Source organism: Nocardioides sp., assembly GCF_029937575.1.
In the GTDB taxonomy this organism is placed as follows: domain Bacteria; phylum Actinomycetota; class Actinomycetes; order Propionibacteriales; family Nocardioidaceae; genus Nocardioides.
In genome coordinates this window covers 86,040-100,372 of record NZ_JAPYPS010000003.1, presented here as the reverse complement: position 1 = coordinate 100,372, position 14,333 = coordinate 86,040, and the positions used below count along the sequence as shown (strand labels likewise).

At 71.3% G+C, this 14,333-nt stretch carries 17 protein-coding genes; 5 read left to right on the top strand and 12 right to left on the bottom strand.

Annotation, left to right across the window (positions count from 1 at the left end):
• Positions 1–18: 18 nt before the first annotated feature.
• Positions 19–639: a hypothetical protein gene (locus tag Q1K33_RS02145; RefSeq protein WP_300400054.1), complete on the bottom strand. Its 621-nt coding sequence runs from the start codon at positions 637–639 to the stop codon at positions 19–21.
• 52 nt (positions 640–691) lie between these two features.
• On the opposite strand from Q1K33_RS02145, the gene Q1K33_RS02140 reads away from it, so the two are divergent.
• Positions 692–862 (top strand): hypothetical protein, encoded by a 171-nt coding sequence (locus Q1K33_RS02140; protein WP_300400053.1) that lies wholly within the window; start codon positions 692–694, stop codon positions 860–862.
• A 21-nt stretch (positions 863–883) separates the two neighbouring features.
• On the opposite strand, the gene Q1K33_RS02135 is transcribed toward Q1K33_RS02140, so the two are convergent.
• From Q1K33_RS02135 to Q1K33_RS02115, 5 genes are all read right to left on the bottom strand, one after another.
• Positions 884–1,186 (bottom strand): contact-dependent growth inhibition system immunity protein, encoded by a 303-nt coding sequence (locus tag Q1K33_RS02135; RefSeq protein WP_300400052.1) that lies wholly within the window; start codon positions 1,184–1,186, stop codon positions 884–886.
• The gene (locus tag Q1K33_RS02130) at positions 1,183–2,574 is read right to left on the bottom strand and encodes an RNase A-like domain-containing protein (RefSeq protein WP_300400050.1); all 1,392 of its coding nucleotides are present in this window, start codon (positions 2,572–2,574) and stop codon (positions 1,183–1,185) included. Before Q1K33_RS02130 ends, Q1K33_RS02135 begins: the two co-directional genes overlap by 4 nt.
• Positions 2,571–2,867: a WXG100 family type VII secretion target gene (locus tag Q1K33_RS02125; protein WP_300400048.1), complete on the bottom strand. Its 297-nt coding sequence runs from the start codon at positions 2,865–2,867 to the stop codon at positions 2,571–2,573. Before Q1K33_RS02125 ends, Q1K33_RS02130 begins: the two co-directional genes overlap by 4 nt.
• Positions 2,864–3,193, bottom strand: coding sequence for a WXG100 family type VII secretion target (locus Q1K33_RS02120; RefSeq protein ID WP_300400047.1), 330 nt, complete (start codon positions 3,191–3,193; stop codon positions 2,864–2,866). The genes Q1K33_RS02125 and Q1K33_RS02120 overlap by 4 nt, the downstream gene beginning before the upstream one ends.
• 223 nt (positions 3,194–3,416) lie before the next feature.
• Positions 3,417–4,121 (bottom strand): EthD domain-containing protein, encoded by a 705-nt coding sequence (locus Q1K33_RS02115; protein ID WP_300400045.1) that lies wholly within the window; start codon positions 4,119–4,121, stop codon positions 3,417–3,419.
• A 130-nt stretch (positions 4,122–4,251) separates the two neighbouring features.
• Here Q1K33_RS02115 and Q1K33_RS02110 point away from each other — a divergent pair, with 130 nt between their 5' ends.
• Complete coding sequence (locus Q1K33_RS02110) at positions 4,252–4,689, top strand: hypothetical protein (protein WP_300400044.1); 438 nt, start codon at positions 4,252–4,254, stop codon at positions 4,687–4,689.
• Here Q1K33_RS02110 and glgA read toward each other — a convergent pair.
• Together glgA and Q1K33_RS02100 are read right to left on the bottom strand one after the other, a co-directional pair.
• Positions 4,665–5,858 (bottom strand): glycogen synthase, encoded by a 1,194-nt coding sequence (gene glgA, locus Q1K33_RS02105; RefSeq protein WP_300400043.1) that lies wholly within the window; start codon positions 5,856–5,858, stop codon positions 4,665–4,667. The two genes, Q1K33_RS02110 and glgA, sit on opposite strands and share 25 nt — an antisense overlap.
• Positions 5,859–5,884: 26 nt before the next feature.
• Positions 5,885–6,727, bottom strand: a complete 843-nt coding sequence (locus tag Q1K33_RS02100) for a family 16 glycosylhydrolase (protein WP_300400042.1) — start codon at positions 6,725–6,727, stop codon at positions 5,885–5,887.
• A gap of 47 nt (positions 6,728–6,774) precedes the next feature.
• Here Q1K33_RS02100 and glgC point away from each other — a divergent pair, with 47 nt between their 5' ends.
• A complete protein-coding gene (glgC, locus tag Q1K33_RS02095; RefSeq protein WP_300400041.1) occupies positions 6,775–8,013 on the top strand; it encodes a glucose-1-phosphate adenylyltransferase in 1,239 nt (412 codons plus the stop codon).
• Positions 8,014–8,144: 131 nt separating this feature from the next.
• Here glgC and Q1K33_RS02090 read toward each other — a convergent pair whose 3' ends face one another.
• Complete coding sequence (locus Q1K33_RS02090) at positions 8,145–8,750, bottom strand: mismatch-specific DNA-glycosylase (protein ID WP_300400039.1); 606 nt, start codon at positions 8,748–8,750, stop codon at positions 8,145–8,147.
• A 68-nt stretch (positions 8,751–8,818) separates the two neighbouring features.
• Here Q1K33_RS02090 and Q1K33_RS02085 point away from each other — a divergent pair, with 68 nt between their 5' ends.
• Positions 8,819–9,346: a hypothetical protein gene (locus Q1K33_RS02085; RefSeq protein WP_300400038.1), complete on the top strand. Its 528-nt coding sequence runs from the start codon at positions 8,819–8,821 to the stop codon at positions 9,344–9,346.
• 15 nt (positions 9,347–9,361) lie between these two features.
• Here the strand turns inward: Q1K33_RS02085 and Q1K33_RS02080 are convergent, their stop codons facing one another.
• The 3 genes from Q1K33_RS02080 to Q1K33_RS02070 all read right to left on the bottom strand — a co-directional run bounded on the left by Q1K33_RS02080 (position 9,362) and on the right by Q1K33_RS02070 (position 13,109).
• On the bottom strand, positions 9,362–10,690 hold the full coding sequence (locus Q1K33_RS02080; RefSeq protein WP_300400037.1) for a phosphodiester glycosidase family protein: 1,329 nt from the start codon (positions 10,688–10,690) through the stop codon (positions 9,362–9,364).
• A gap of 18 nt (positions 10,691–10,708) precedes the next feature.
• Positions 10,709–12,295, bottom strand: coding sequence for an alpha/beta fold hydrolase (locus tag Q1K33_RS02075; protein WP_300400035.1), 1,587 nt, complete (start codon positions 12,293–12,295; stop codon positions 10,709–10,711).
• 76 nt (positions 12,296–12,371) lie between these two features.
• Positions 12,372–13,109, bottom strand: a complete 738-nt coding sequence (locus Q1K33_RS02070; protein ID WP_300400034.1) for a matrixin family metalloprotease — start codon at positions 13,107–13,109, stop codon at positions 12,372–12,374.
• A gap of 18 nt (positions 13,110–13,127) precedes the next feature.
• Here Q1K33_RS02070 and Q1K33_RS02065 point away from each other — a divergent pair, with 18 nt between their 5' ends.
• Positions 13,128–14,330 carry a site-specific DNA-methyltransferase gene (locus tag Q1K33_RS02065; RefSeq protein WP_300400033.1) on the top strand — a complete coding sequence of 401 codons (1,203 nt, stop codon included), beginning with the start codon at positions 13,128–13,130 and terminating at the stop codon, positions 14,328–14,330.
• The last annotated feature ends 3 nt before the right edge of the window (positions 14,331–14,333 follow it).

Genomic DNA, 14,333 nt, shown 5'->3' with positions numbered 1-14,333 from the left:
GGCATCGGAGGTCCGGCGTCAGACCCGGACCTCGATCTCGTCGCCCAGCGTCGCGCCCAGCTCGAGCTCGAGGTCGTCGCCGGACCAGAACTTGCCCGGGTCGTAGTAGTTGGTCGGCCGCTTGGCGTCGAGCAGGCCCATCTCCTGGTAGGTCGCGGCGACCACCTCGGCGCAGTAGGTCATCTCGACGCCGGCCTGACGCCGCGCGCGACCGCGCAGCCAACGCCCGGCCAGGGCCGCGGTCGCCGGGAACGGCGTGCCGTCCAGGCGGGCGACGGTCTGGAGCGCGGCGCTCTCCATGTCGCGGGTGACGGCGGGGGAGAGCTGGCGCAGCCACGCATGCTGCTCGTAGCGGCCGCACCACTGCACGACGGCCTCTCGCAGGTCGTGGAGCTGCACGCCGCGGTGGTGGTTGCCCGACCAGACGTCGAGGAGACCCTTGCCGAGCTCGGCGTGCCACATCAACGGCGGCAGGTCGTCGACCACGATCGCCATCCCCACGTGGTTGACCGGGGCGTTGGTCAGCACCCGGATAGCCTGGTCGGCGGCGGAGGCGCCCCGGAAGAGCCACAGGTCGCCGGTGCGGGTCAGCTCGACCGCGGCGTCGAGCGGCAGTCGGTCACGGCTGATCGGAGCCATCGGGTGCGTCCTCCGGACGGATCGAAGACAGTGCGTCGAGTGGGAGAGTCGGATGAAGCTGAGCGTGTGGAAGCTGCTGGGTGTCGCGGGCGTGGCCGGTGTCGCCGCCACGGGAGTCATCATCGCGCGTGACCAGCGTCAACGCGCCAACCTCACCCCCGACGAGGTGCGCTCGCGGCTGCACGAGCGCCTCGCCGAGGCTGAAACGAGCGCGGGCGAATAGTGCTGTACGCCGTGACCACGGTCAGGCATCCGCCAGGTGGGCCCGCACCCGCCGGGCGATCTCCTCGAGCCAGCCGCGGTAGCCGCCGGGCGTGTCGGAGAGATAGCCGTAGAAGCCGCGGCTCTCCAACAGGTCGCCGAGCTGTTCGTCAGTGCGTGTCCTGTCGGCCAGCACGTGTTCGATTTCCTGGATGAGCTCTTGCTGGTCTTCGGGCGGGTCATCGTCGAGGTACTGGTCCAGGCCACTCCACCAGGTCTCGAAGTCCTCGCCGTAGTAGACGCTCAGGAAGTGAGTCAGTTCCGACGCTTCGTCCACGTTCCTCATGCCTTCATGTAAGCCGTGATGATGCGATAGCCGTCTGGCATCGCCGGGTCCCTGGCAATCTGTATCAGGACGCTCTTCCCCTCGAGTATGTCTCCGTTCCTGGCCATGACCCGACCTGAGAGACCAGCGACGGGCGCCTCCAAGACCGTGCCCTTCTTCGACCCGGACAAGAACTTGGCGAGCGCGGAACCGCGAGACGCAAGGACCGACGTGATCGCAGCTTCCGCAGCTCGTTCATCGGTGAAGGTGGAGACGAACTTCTTCTTCGGGTCAGCGGCAAGCCTCGCCCGCAGGTAGTCGTCGGACTTCCCCACGTGTCGCTCGATCGTGTGCGCCTTCATCGGGCCGCCCTCGTGTGCCTTCAAGAACGACGTCGCGCGCTTGCCCTTCGCGCCGACCTGGCCGACCTCGGCGGTCATCAGCAGGCGGACGTCGCCCATCGGGCGCAGCCGGGTGCCCACGCCGGCCACGGCGAGCCGGGTGCCCTGCAAGGCCTGCGCGGCCTCGGCGAGGTAGCGGCGCAGGTCGACCAGGATTCGGGTGAACCGCGGGGCGGCTGCGGCGATCTTGGCGACGTTGATGGCGACCGCCCCACCGTTGGCGGCGCCAAGGCTGACGAGCCCGAGCACGAAGCCACCGACCTGGATCAGGACTGCGTCACGGATGAGGTCGCTGACCAGGTCGAGGATGGCCTCGCGCTGCGCGGCGACCTGCTCGGCGTACTCCTCGCACAGCGTGGCGATCTGACGACAGCCGCCGGCGAGGTCGACCACACCGTTGCCGAGCCGACCGATCGCAGCCGTGGCGGCCGGGATCTCGGGGGAGCGCTCGGACCACAGGGCACTGACGGCTCGCCCCGGAAGTGTCGCGACGTCGTCGAGACCGTCGGCGGCAGCCCGCCAGGTCGCGGCGGCGGCGTGCAACCGGTCGAGGTCGGCGTCCGGCCAGACGAACCCCTCGACGTGGTCGAGGATGACGTTGGCCCACCCCGGCAGCGATGACGGATCGCCGCCCACCGAGGCGGGCGGTCGCAACGGCAGGACGTGGATCCAGTCGTCGGTCGACAGTGAGGGGTCATGGGCGATCCTGACGCCGCCGAAGGTGGAGGCGCGCTCGGCCCGGGTGTGGTTCTCCAGGGACGCGAAGGCGAGACGCCCGAGGTTGCCCAGGGCCTCGACGGCCTCGGCCATGGCGCCGAACACCTCGCCCGCTGCCTCGTCGTAGGCGACCGACCAAGCGTCGGCGAAGGCCGAGTCGCCGGCCATCCCGCCGCTCCCGGCGAGGCCGTCGACGAGGTTGCCGAAGTGCTTGGCAGCCCACACGTTGCCGTCGTGGAGCAGCGCCGAGCCCTCGGCGTAGCCGGCCCCGGTGACGTCGATCGTGGTCACAGCGCCTCCCACATCGAGACGTTGGCGTCGATGGCCGCTCGATAGTTGTCCCGAGACGTTGCAGCCGCGCCGCGCATCACGGCGAGACCGTCGCGCATCGTCGCGAAGCCCGCCTCCCAGCGACTCTGGGCCTCGGCCTGCGCGTCGGCCGATAGACCGGACCACGTGAGGTGCAACCGGGCGACGCGTCGTACGACGTCGTCCAGCGCCTCGTCGCAGGATGCCTCGCAGTGGGCGAGCGCGTCGATGGTGTCCTGCAGGACCTGGAGGTCGATCGCGTACGGCGCGCTCATCCGAGCCGCTCCACGAGACGATCCGCCACCCGTCCGGCAAGAGCAGCCGACGCCGTCCGCGACGACTCGTCGGCCTCGCCGAGATCCCGGCCGGCAGTCACGATCAGGTCCGCCATCGCGCGGAGCGCCTGCGTGACCTCGCGACTGCCGCTGCGCCACTCCTCCCAGCCTTCGACGTAGGTCGTCGCCGCGGCCCCCGACCAGCGCTCGGCGAGGGTGTCGACCTGCTGCTCCGTGGCAGCGCGGCGGTCCTCCAGCCGCTCGGCGACCTGGCTCAGCGCCGCGACCGCCTCGGCGAGGTCGGCATGGATCAGGTTGATGGTCATGGGGGCTCCCGAGATGAGTCCGGTACGACGCACCTCAGCCTGCCCCGACCGAGACATGCCTGGGGCGCTCGAACGCGATCTGTGGATAACTCCCTGCCACACCGGCGCCGTGCTGAAGTCGCGCGAGACCTGGCCGCGGACGTCGAAGGTCTACTGCCACCGGGTCGACCAAGTGGCCGGAGGAGGCCGAGGTGGTCGCGCGGGTGCCGGCCGTCGGATCAGGTCAGGTCAGGTCGAACAGATACCTGCTGGTCGGGACCAGGTCGAGCCCGCGGTCCGCGCCGAACCGGCCGACGCTCGCCATCATCCTCTCCATCCGGTCCGACAGGTCCGCGTCGGTCCCGTCGCTGCCGTAGAAGGCGTGGATGTCGGTGATCGCGGCGGTCGGGAACAGCTCCTCGACGAGAGCGGCGACGGGCTCGTCGCCGGCCGCGCCGGCGGCCGGCTGCAGGGTCGCGGCGGTGACCGGCCCGACGACGATGTTCTGCACGTAGCCGAAGGTGCCCTGCGTCGCGATCGCGACGGGGGTGTGGTCGACCAGCCAGCGGTGCCGCCACTCGTCGTGGGTCAGCTCCGGCGGGCGACGCAGGAGAGCGATGTTGGCCAGCGCATCGAGTCGTGATCCGTCCCAGCTCTCCCCGGGGGCGATGGGACGTCGTTCCTCGACCTCCCACCCGGCGACGCGTCCCACCCCGCGCAGTCCCGACAGCACGGCGGCGACGGCGTCCGCAGTGCCGCCCCAGGTGCTCAGCAACGCGCCGATCGGGTCCTGACCTGCAGGGATGCGCATCGCGGCGGCGACCGGAGCGTCGTCGACGTTCACCTGGAGCCGCTCGACCCCCAGCCCGGCCAGTGCGCTGCGCAGGGCAGGGGTGAGCAGTGTCGAGGCGAGATCGTCGCCCCAGAGTGCGAACATCCGTTTTGTCACACCTGTCACGCTAGCGGTCAGCTCGTCCTTCGCGGATCCGCACGGGCATACACCCGGGGGATGCGGGTACGGGTGTCTCGTGACGCAGCCTCCCCCACAGCCGGCGTCGATGTATCTCGATCCTCCGCTCGTGCCCAGTGAGATCGAGTTCCTCTCCGGCTTCTCCTCCCGCGGTGACATCCGTCGTGTCTGGCCCGGCCAGCCCAACGCGCACTGCCCCTGGCGGGTGGGCCCCGACGGCCGCAGCCTCGACCTGGACCTCGACGTCGTGGGCGAGGACGCCTCCGAGGTCGCTCCGTGGCTGCGTTTCCTGTGCCACGAGTTCCTCGCGCCCAGCACGATCGATGCCATGCACGCCGCCCTGGCCAACCGGCTGCGCGGCGGTCACCGGATGAGCGGCGTCGTCGTGATCGACGGGCTGCGCGAGATCCGGGCCGACAACAACCGGATCACCGAGCGGGTCCTGGCGCTGGAGCAGGACGCCGTGGTCCTGCCGTTCGATGCCCTCCGCAAGACGGCCGGGACCGGCTCGGGGGCCGGGCGTCAGGCCCGCTGCGTCGAGCGGTAGACCTCGCGGGTGCGCTCGGCGATCGCCGTCCACCCGAACGACTCGATCGCCCGCTGCCGGCCCGCTCGTCCGTACGACGCCGCGCGCGCCGGATCCGCGACCAGCTCGTTGAGCGCGTCGGCGAAGTCCGCGACGTAGCGGTCGGGGTCCAGGGGCGTACCGGTCCCGTCGTCGGATTGCTCGATCGGGACGAGAAGCCCGGTCTCCGCGGGCACGACCACCTCGGGGATGCCCCCGGTCGCGGTCGCCACGACCGCGGTCTCGCAGGCCATCGCCTCCAGGTTGACGATGCCGAGCGGTTCGTAGATCGACGGGCACGCGAAGATCGTGGCCGCGGTCAGCAGCGCGATCACGTCGGGGCGCGGCAGCATGTCACGGATCCAGACGACGCCCGTGCGCGTGGTGGCCAGCTCGTCGACCAGGGCGACGACCTCGGCCTCGATCTCGGGGGTGTCCGGAGCCCCGGCGCACAGCACGATCTGCACCTCGGGCGGCAGCTGCGCCACCGAGCGCAGGAAGAGCGGCAGACCCTTCTGCCGCGTGATCCGCCCGACGAAGACGACCGAGGGGCGGTCGGGGTCCACGCCGAGCTCGCGGACGCGCGCGGGTGCGTGGATCGGGGCCCAGTCGGTGGTGTCGATGCCGTTGTGCACGACGTGGACCCGGTCCGGGTCGATCGCGGGGTACGACGCCAGCACGTCGTCGCGCATGGCCGCCGAGACGGCGATCACCGCGGCCGCCGCTTCGTACGACGTCCGCTCGGCCCACGACGAGACGGCGTACCCCCCGCCCAGCTGCTCGGCCTTCCACGGCCGCAACGGCTCCAAGGAGTGCGCGGTCACGACGTGGGGCACGCCGTGCAGCAGGCTCGCGAGGTGCCCCGCGAGGTTGGCGTACCAGGTGTGGGAGTGCACCAGGTCGGCCCCGCCGCACGCGTCGGCGATCGCCAGGTCCACGCCGAGCGTGGCGAGCGCCGGGTTGGCTCCGGCGAGCTCGGCCAGGGCGCCGTACGACGTGGTGCCGGACTCGTCGCGAGCCCCGGCGAAGGCGCGCACCCGTGCGTCGAGGCCGTCGAGGCCGCGCAGGGCTCGGACCAGCTCGGCGACGTGGACCCCGGCCCCGCCGTAGACAGCGGGTGGGTACTCCTTGGTGAGGACGTCGACGCGCACGGTGCGAACCTATCCGGAGCGGACCCTCACGGTGGCGGGCACGCGCCGTCGTAGGTCGACAGGGTCATCTCGGGTGCCTCGATCGACTGCTGGTTGGGCCGGTCGAGGTCGTGGTAGCGCACCCAGTCGACCTGCAGCCGCCCGTGGTCCATCCGCTCGCCCTTCGTCGCCTGGAGCCGGAAGCGCGGTTGCAGCCTGGTGCCCGAGAGCGCCTCGGGGCGGCGTTCGGTGTGCAGGACCACGGTGTCGACGAACCACGACACGTGGTCCGGGGTCACCTCGACGGCGTAGGTGTGGAACGTGTCGTCACTCAGGTCGAGGTCGATGCCGAAGTCGAGCTCGTTGCCGGGGCGGGTGCGCACGACCCCCGCCGCCGACCCGTAGCCCGGCACGTAGTCGGCCAGCACGATCGACTTCGACCCGCACTTGTACCGCCGCTTCGGCACCAGCTCCCAGACCACCTGGTACGGCGTCCGGTTGGTGCTGAAGCGGCGCGCGCGGACCCGTGCCTCCCACCGCCCGTAGCGGGCGGCCTGGTCGGTGGCGAGCGCCTTCACGGTGCCGCGGCGGGCCGACTCCAGCGACAGCATCCCCTTGGTGTTCTCGGCGCGCTCGGGCTTGTTGATCTGCCACGTGTCGCGGGGCGGACCCTTGACCTCGAACTCGTCACGCCAGTCGGCCCGGCCCCACTTGAAGACCGCGGCGGCATCGGTCGGGGTGCGGGGCTGGTCGGGCTCGGCCGGCTCGGCCGGCTCGGCGCCCGAGACCGGTGAGACGTGCAGCCCGGCGGCGAGCAGGGCGGCGACCACCAGTGCGCGCCGCAGCACCGACGGCGGGGAACCCAGCGACCTCGGAGACGTCAGAGACATGGCGCAACCCAAGCACACGCGGGAGGTGGACGGCGTACGTTGGGCACGTGAGCGCGCGCCCGAAGGTCCTGGCCATCGTCCTCGCCGGCGGGGAGGGCAAGCGGCTGATGCCGCTGACCGCCGACCGGGCCAAGCCCGCGGTGCCCTTCGCCGGCATCTACCGGCTGATCGACTTCGCGCTCTCCAACGTCGTCAACTCCGGCTACCTTCAGGTCGTCGTGCTGACGCAGTACAAGTCGCACAGCCTCGACCGGCACGTCACCCAGACCTGGCGGATGTCGACGATGCTCGGCAACTACGTCGCGCCGGTCCCGGCGCAGCAGCGCGTCGGCAAGCACTGGTACCTCGGCTCGGGCGACGCGATCTACCAGTCGCTCAACCTGATCAAGGACGAGAAGCCCGACATCGTCGTGGTCGTCGGCGCCGACCACGTCTACCGGATGGACTTCTCCCAGATGGTCGACCAGCACGTCGCCAGCGGAGCCGGGTGCACGGTGGCGGCGATCCGGCAACCGATCGGGCTGGCCGACCAGTTCGGCGTGATCGACGTCGTGCCCGACGACCCGCGACGGATCCGCGAATTCCTGGAGAAGCCGACCGATCCCACCGGGCTGCCCGACAGCCCGCACGAGGTGCTCGCCTCGATGGGCAACTACGTCTTCGACGCCGAGGCGCTCGTCGAGGCCGTCACCCGCGACTCCACGACGGAGGGCTCGAAGCACGACATGGGTGGCGACATCGTGCCGGCGTTCGTCCGTCGCGACCAGGCCGGCGTCTACGACTACCAGGACAACGTCGTGCCCGGCGCCACCGAGCGCGACAAGGGCTACTGGCGCGACGTCGGGACGCTCGGCTCTTACTACGCCGCCCACATGGACGTCGTCTCGCCCCTGCCGATCTTCAACCTCTACAACTTCGACTGGCCGATCTACACCTCCTACGGGCCGCAGCCGCCGGCGAAGGTCGTCGCCTCCGGCGGGCGCGAGTCCCAGGTCGACGAGGCGGTCCTCTCGCCCGGGGTGGTGGTCAGCGGTGGCCACGTCAACCGCTCGGTGCTCTCCCCGGCGGTCCACGTCGGCGAGGGCGCCTCGGTGGACGGGTCCGTGCTGATGAACGGCGTCACCGTCGGCGCCGGAGCAGTCGTGCGCAACGCGATCCTGGACAAGAACGTCGTCGTCCCGCCCGGCGCCGAGATCGGGGTCGACGCGCAGGCCGACCGGGCTCGTGGCTTCCTGGTCGAGGACGGGCTGACGGTCCTCGGCAAGGACCAGGTGTTCCCGGGCTGATCGTGGTGTGACCTGGCCTCGGGTGGCTTCTCGGTGTCCAGATCCCACAATTGTGCCGTTGTGACACGTTCTGGCCCCGGGGGCATGCCACAACTCCACAATTGTGGCGTTGTGGCAGGGCCGACGCGGGTCTACAGCACGCCGGTCTCCAGCACGCCCGCCGCTCGCGCCGGCTCGGCATACGCAGCGGCGAGGGTCTCGACAGTCTCGTGGGCGTTGAGGCCGCTGGGATTGGGCACCACCCACAGCTCGCTGCCGTCGAAGGGCCCACCGATCCCGTCCGGCTGCCGGCCCATCACGGCCTTGGGGTGCCCGAAGGCCGTGCGGTACGCCGTGATGCCGGCGATGGCGACCACGGTCGGGCGCGTACGGCGCACCAGCGCCGCCAGCTCGGCCCCTCCGGTCCGCAGCTCCTCCGGGTCCAGCTCCGAGGCCTTGGCGGTCGCGCGCCGGACGACGTTGGTGATCCCGATCCCCGCCGACCGGAGCCGGTCGCGGTCGGCGTCCACCATGCCGGAGGCCGGGTCGACCGGGGAGTCGAGGATCCCCGCTCGCAGCAGGGCCGGGTAGAAGCGGTTGCCGGGGTGGGCGAAGTGGGTGGAGGTGGCCGCGGTCCACAGCCCCGGGTTGATGCCGACGAACAGCAGGCGCAGCGCCGGGTCGCCCGGACCGGGCAGCAGGTCGGGCACCTCGGCGTCGCGGAACGACTCGAGCTCGGCGCGGGTGAAGCTGGTCATCGGACCATCATCGCGTCACGCCCGGACCATCGCGGGAACCGGGCGGGGCGCAGTACCGTCGAAACACCATGCGACGAACTCTCGGATCCTCCCTGGCCCTGGTCCTCTCCACCGTGCTGCTGCTCGCCGGCTGCGCCGGGGAGCAGGTTCCCGGTCTTCAGCCGACCGACAGCACGGGAAGCGACCCGGCCACGTCGCCCGCCGACCCGACGGAGGGGCCGGACAGCGGGTCGCAGACCGACGGCGACGCCGAGGAGCCGGTCGACTACGAGGTCGTGAGCCTGCCCAGCGAGACCGCCGCGGGCGGCACGGTGTCGCCGATGCTCACCCCGGTCGGCACCCCCGACGAGCTCGACACGTTCGTGTCGCAGTTCCGCCTCGACTCCTTCGCCGACGAGGTCCGCAACGACGCCACCTCCGCCTCCTACGAGGGGGACCTGTGGGCCGCGGTCGTGTCCATCGGTTGCGACGTATCGCCGGGGGTCTTCGTCGAGGAGGGCGAGGCCGGCTACCTGGTGACGCCGGAGAAGGTGGCCAAGCCGCTCCAGGAGTGCCTGGCGCCGGTGACCACCGTGGCCCTGGTCGCGATCAGCTGACCGGAGCCGGGAGCCTCATCGCGCCGGTGCCGTGTAGGTCACCGACACGGCGTTGGCGACGTGCCGCTCGCGGCCGTCGGAGGGCGAGTTGATCACCTTGACCCTGCCGTTGGGTCGCTTCGCGATCATCGTCGAGGAGCCGCCACCATCGAGGTTGAGCGCCTCGTCGGCGCCGAGGTCCTGCATCAGGGCGGCCATCTCGACCATCGTGTAGCCGCGGCTGAAGCTCTGCCGGCCGTCGACGACGAGGAGCAGGATCGTGTGGGTGTCGCGGTCGATGCCGATCGCCGTGCGCGGGTGGAGCTCGCGGTCGTCGACGACCCGGACCACCCCGTCGTCGATGAGGAACTGGTTGCCGGTGATCGCCATCGCCGGGGAGCCGGAGGCGCGCGAGACGAAGGTGACCGGTGCGCCCTTCCTCAGCTTCTTGAGGGCGTCCGCGCCCTGGCCTCGACCGACCAGCATCCGGCCCTTGAACGTGGTGCCCGAGGGCAGCTTGGTGGTGTTGCGGATGACCTTGCCGCCCTTGATCCGCACCATCCGCACGTTGGACTGCTGCCCGTCGGTGATCCGGTAGCCGGACGTCGTGCCCCACGACGGTGTGTACAGGCCAATGCCGGCGACGGCCACCGAGGGCGAGTTGACGTTGGTGATCGTGATGCCCGGACGCTGCTTGATGGTGGTGGTGACCGGAAGCGGCCCGATCTGCGGGCGCCCGTCCTGGTCGAAGCTGAAGGCGGAGTTCCAGCCGCTCAGCCGACCGTGCAGCAGGCCGCGCTGGCGGTCGCGCCCGACGCCGAGGGGTGCCCCGGTGTCGCCGATGTCGAAGAAGTCGCCGTTGACCCCGGCGATCGCCTTGTCCCGCGTCAGGATGGCGCTGAGGGTCGCGGTGCGGTTGACGCGGCCGTCGTTGGCGTAGTCGATGCCGATGCCGGGCTGCTCCCAGTCGATGGTCAGCAGGTTGGCTCGGATGGGGCCGCGCTCGTCGCGCTCGTCCCAGACGGTCGCGGTGACGCCGGGCGCCACGCGCCAGTGCCGCCGTACGGACTCGTCGCCGGGTCCCCGTGGGGCGACGTTGCGGGGCCGGGCCACCGGGCCCTGGACGCCGTCGCTGGTCTGCGGGACGTCGCCCTCGGTGGTGGCGGCCCGTAGCGCCTCGGCCAGGGGAGTGGCACCGGGCGCCTTCGCGCCGTCGGGACGATCGGAGGCGTCGGCGCGCACCGACCACGGTGCGGGCTCCGCACTCGGACCGGCGGGCTGGGCGAGGTGAGCGGGCGCGGCCAGGGCCGCCGGCGCGATGATCACGGGCAGGCAGGCAAGCACGAGCGAGGGGAAGGGTCGCACCCGCTCAGGGTAAGGACCTCAGCGGCGTACGACGGGGAGGTGCACCGTCGTGTCGGCGATCGTGATCAGCCCGGGGACCCGCGACCCCATCCCCACGAAGGTGTCACTGATGGGCGAGGCGAGCAGGTAGAGGTGCTGGCCTTTCGGGACCCTCACCGACACCGACGGGAGATCGATGCGCCGCGCGACGCCGGTCACCGGCAGGTCCTCGCTCAGCGGCAGGACGTTGTTCTGCACGAGGTGGGCGTCGAGCGGGGAGGCGCCGATCGCCAGGCCGTAGAAGGCACGGTTCTGCACGCCCAGCGCCGTCACGTCGCCGGTGAGGTACGGCGTGCCGGCGACGGTCACCGGTCCCTCGGCGATCTCGTAGGGGATCGGTGCCCCCGCGGCCGTCGTGCTCGCCACCGTGCCGAGGTCGACGCTCCTGGTGGCCTTGACCCTCTTCACCGTCACGCAGTCGTTGGCCGCCGTCGCCAGGTGGAGCTTGCCGTAGCCGCCCAGACCGCGGTCGCGTCCCTTGAGCTGCTCGTCGAAGAACCGGATCGAGAGCTTCTCGAAGTCACCTCCGGTCAGCCGCTTGCTGCACGGGTCGGAGGTGACGTTGACGCCCTGGGGCAGCACCGAGGGCAGCACGTGGCCGCCGTTGTAGGCGACGAAGATGCTCTGCTTGCGGGCCTGCTTGGTGATCGCGGTGCGCCAGTTGCGCAGGCCCTGCTGAAGCGGGAAGAGACCGTCGGTGGTGCCTTGGCCGAAGAGCACGGGGATCGGCAGTCGGCGGCCGTGATCGACGTGCCACCTCGGTCCGTTCTTCTCGAAGAAGGTGACCAGGTCCTCGGTGCCGGGCAGCGAGCCGTCGGGGTACGTGCCGGTGGCGGCACCCTCCAGGAGCGCCTTGTAGACCGACGTGGGCAGGGCGTCGGTCGGCACCGAGGCGGCGCTCAGCAGCAGGGCCCACTCGGTGCGGACGACGCCCTCGGGAGCGAGGCTGTCGGAGACGTCGTTCCAGGTGATCTCCGGCGCCAGGGCGTCGAAGACGGGCTTGCCCTTCACCCGCAGCTCCTCGAAGGCGCCCACGAACTGGTAGCCGCCGCCGTACGAGCCGCCGATCGCGCCCAGGCGCGGGTCGCCGCGCCCGTCCTGCTGGACCCAGCGCAGCTCGCTCACCAGGCGCACCAGCTTGCGGACGTCGACCCCCTCGAGGGTCGGGTCCTCGACGTGGGCGTGGCCGCCGGACTCGCCGAACCCGCGCTGGTCGAAGGAGAGCACGCCGTACCCGGCGTCGGTGAACGTCTTGAAGGCCCGCGCCGATTCGGTGCGCGAGCCGCCCCAGCCGTGGCTGTGCATGATCATCGGCACTCGCTGCCGCCGGTTGGCACCGGCGGGCTTGAAGTAGGTGTAGCAGAGGTCGATCTTGGCCTTCGTGCCCGGCTCGGGCTTGCTCTTGATGCATCCGTCGACGGTCGTGACCGGGGCGGGCTTGGCCGTGGCGCTGCCGGCTGCCGCGCCGCCGACGGGCGCGGCCGTGGCGTCGCCGGTGCTGGGGACGACGGCGAGGACGGAGGTGACGAGGACGCCGCCGAGCAGGCGTGCGGTGCGGGTAAGCATGTCTCTTCAACGAGTGACTGTGCACGAAGTCACACCTCGCGGCGGAGGAAGTTACCGGTCGGTCACCGGGAGGTCGTCAGCAGGGGATGGCGCCCAGCAACGACAGCCCCTGCAGGTCGCCCGGACCGAAAGCCGTCATCGAGGTGGCCGTGGGGTACATCAGCTCGTTGGGGTCGTCGACGTGGTCGAGGCCGACGAGGTGGCCGAGCTCGTGCAGCAGCAGCCCGAGCTGGGCGTTGCCGCCGCCGATCTGCCGGTCGAGGCGGTCGGTGATGTCGGTGTCGAGGATGACCGAACCGCTGGCGAAGGAGCGCAGGTTGCCGCGCTGGATCACCGTGGGGCCGCCCACGCCGGCGACGTCGTCGGCCAGCGCGTCGACCTCGCTGTCGTCGGCCCAGGCGATGATCACCGGCTCGGCGTTGCCGGAGGAGTCGATGCGCTCGGAGAAGCTGCGATCGTCGGTGACGCCCTCGTCCTCGAACTGGAGACCGGTGGCCTCGCTGACCTCGCGCACCGCGATCGAGACGAGCTCGGCCCAGTTGTCCGGGGCGCCGGCCGGGTTGACCACGTAGCCGATCTCCCGGCACGGGCTGAACCCGAGCGGGCTGCCGTTGCTGCGGGTCTCCAGGAACGCGTAGTCACCGTTGGCGTCGGCCTCGACCGCCGGGCGGAGCCGGTCGTCGACGCCGAACAGCGAGCGCAGCTGCACGCTCACCGGGCTGTTGCCGAACGCCACGTAGCCGCCGACCACGACCAGGGTCACCACGATCGAGAGCACCGTGATGGTGCGTTCGCGTTCGCGGGCGAGGGCCATGTCGTCCATGATGGCGCGGTGCCGGTAGTCGAAAGTGGGTCGGGTGCCGAGGGCGCCGTCTGGAACGCCTTCGCCGAGGGCGACAACCTCGACGTACTCGCCGGCCTGGACGAGGCGTCGTACGACCTGGTCTACATCGATCCGCCGTACAACACCGGCAACGACTTCGTGTACGTCGACCGGGTCCCCGCGGGCGCCGGTCAGGCCGGTCGTCGGGGCCGGCACGAGGCCTGGACGGCGATGATGCGACCGCGGCTCGTCGAGGCGCGGCGCGTGCTGGCCGAGTCCGGCGCGATCTTCGTGAGCATCGACGACAACGAGGCGGCTCACCTGCGCCTGCTGATGGACGAGGTCTTCGGCGAGGCCAACCTGCTGGCGCAGATCGTGGTCAACCTCAACGCCAAGGGGCGCCAGCTGGGCAAGGGGTTCGCCGTCAACCACGAGTACCTGCTGGCCTACGCGCGCGACGCGGCGACCTGCGTGCTCGACCCGTCGAGCCCCGACGCGGTCGATCCGCGCGACTTCCCGCTCGAGGATCCCGGCGAGCCGCGCCGCTACCGACGGCTGCCGCTGCGCAACACCAACAAGAAGTTCAACCCGGTCACCGCGCCGACCATGCACTACGCGTTGTACGGCGACCCGGACTCGGGGACGGTGCGCTCGGCCCCGTTCGCGGGGGGTCAGGAGATCCTGCCGGTGTTCGGCGACGGCACCCCGGCGGTGTGGCGATGGAGCGCCCGGCTGGTCGACGAGCGACCCGACGACCTCGTGTGTCGTCGGGTCCGCACGCGCCTCGGCGAGCGCGTCGACCTCTTCCAGAAGGACTGGCTCGAGCCCGGACGCCGCAAGAAGCTGCGCACGATCTGGCTCAGCGAGGAGATCGGCTCGACCGACACGGCCGTGGCCGAGCTCAAGGCACTGGTCGGCCACCTCTTCGAGTCGCCCAAGCCGACGGGGCTGATCCGCCGGATCCTGACCACCATGCCGAACGACGCGCGCGTGCTCGACTTCTTCGCCGGCTCCGGCACGACCGGTCACGCCGTCGCCCTGGCCAACGTCGCCGACAGCGGCACGCGCACCTGCCTGAGCATCAACTCCGCGGAGCCGACGCGAGCCGGGTCGAACGCCGCCAACGCCGGGTACGCCACGGTCGCCGACGTGACCCGCGCGCGGCTGCGCGCCGTCGCGGCGTCGTACGGCGGGGGGCTGGTCGAGCGCTGAGAC

Excerpts from the sequence above, each read along its gene's own strand:
- Q1K33_RS02135 (WP_300400052.1), bottom strand. The coding sequence starts at position 1,186 with ATGAGGAACGTGGACGAAGCGTCGGAACTGACTCACTTCCTGAGCGTC.
- Q1K33_RS02085 (WP_300400038.1), top strand. The coding sequence starts at position 8,819 with ATGCGACGAACTCTCGGATCCTCCCTGGCCCTGGTCCTCTCCACCGTG.
- Q1K33_RS02120 (WP_300400047.1), bottom strand. The coding sequence starts at position 3,193 with ATGACCATCAACCTGATCCATGCCGACCTCGCCGAGGCGGTCGCGGCG.
- Q1K33_RS02070 (WP_300400034.1), bottom strand. The coding sequence starts at position 13,109 with ATGGCCCTCGCCCGCGAACGCGAACGCACCATCACGGTGCTCTCGATC.
- Q1K33_RS02125 (WP_300400048.1), bottom strand. The coding sequence starts at position 2,867 with ATGAGCGCGCCGTACGCGATCGACCTCCAGGTCCTGCAGGACACCATC.
- Q1K33_RS02100 (WP_300400042.1), bottom strand. The coding sequence starts at position 6,727 with ATGTCTCTGACGTCTCCGAGGTCGCTGGGTTCCCCGCCGTCGGTGCTG.
- Q1K33_RS02075 (WP_300400035.1), bottom strand. The coding sequence starts at position 12,295 with ATGCTTACCCGCACCGCACGCCTGCTCGGCGGCGTCCTCGTCACCTCC.
- Q1K33_RS02090 (WP_300400039.1), bottom strand. The coding sequence starts at position 8,750 with ATGACCAGCTTCACCCGCGCCGAGCTCGAGTCGTTCCGCGACGCCGAG.
- Q1K33_RS02145 (WP_300400054.1), bottom strand. The coding sequence starts at position 639 with ATGGCTCCGATCAGCCGTGACCGACTGCCGCTCGACGCCGCGGTCGAG.
- Q1K33_RS02140 (WP_300400053.1), top strand. The coding sequence starts at position 692 with ATGAAGCTGAGCGTGTGGAAGCTGCTGGGTGTCGCGGGCGTGGCCGGT.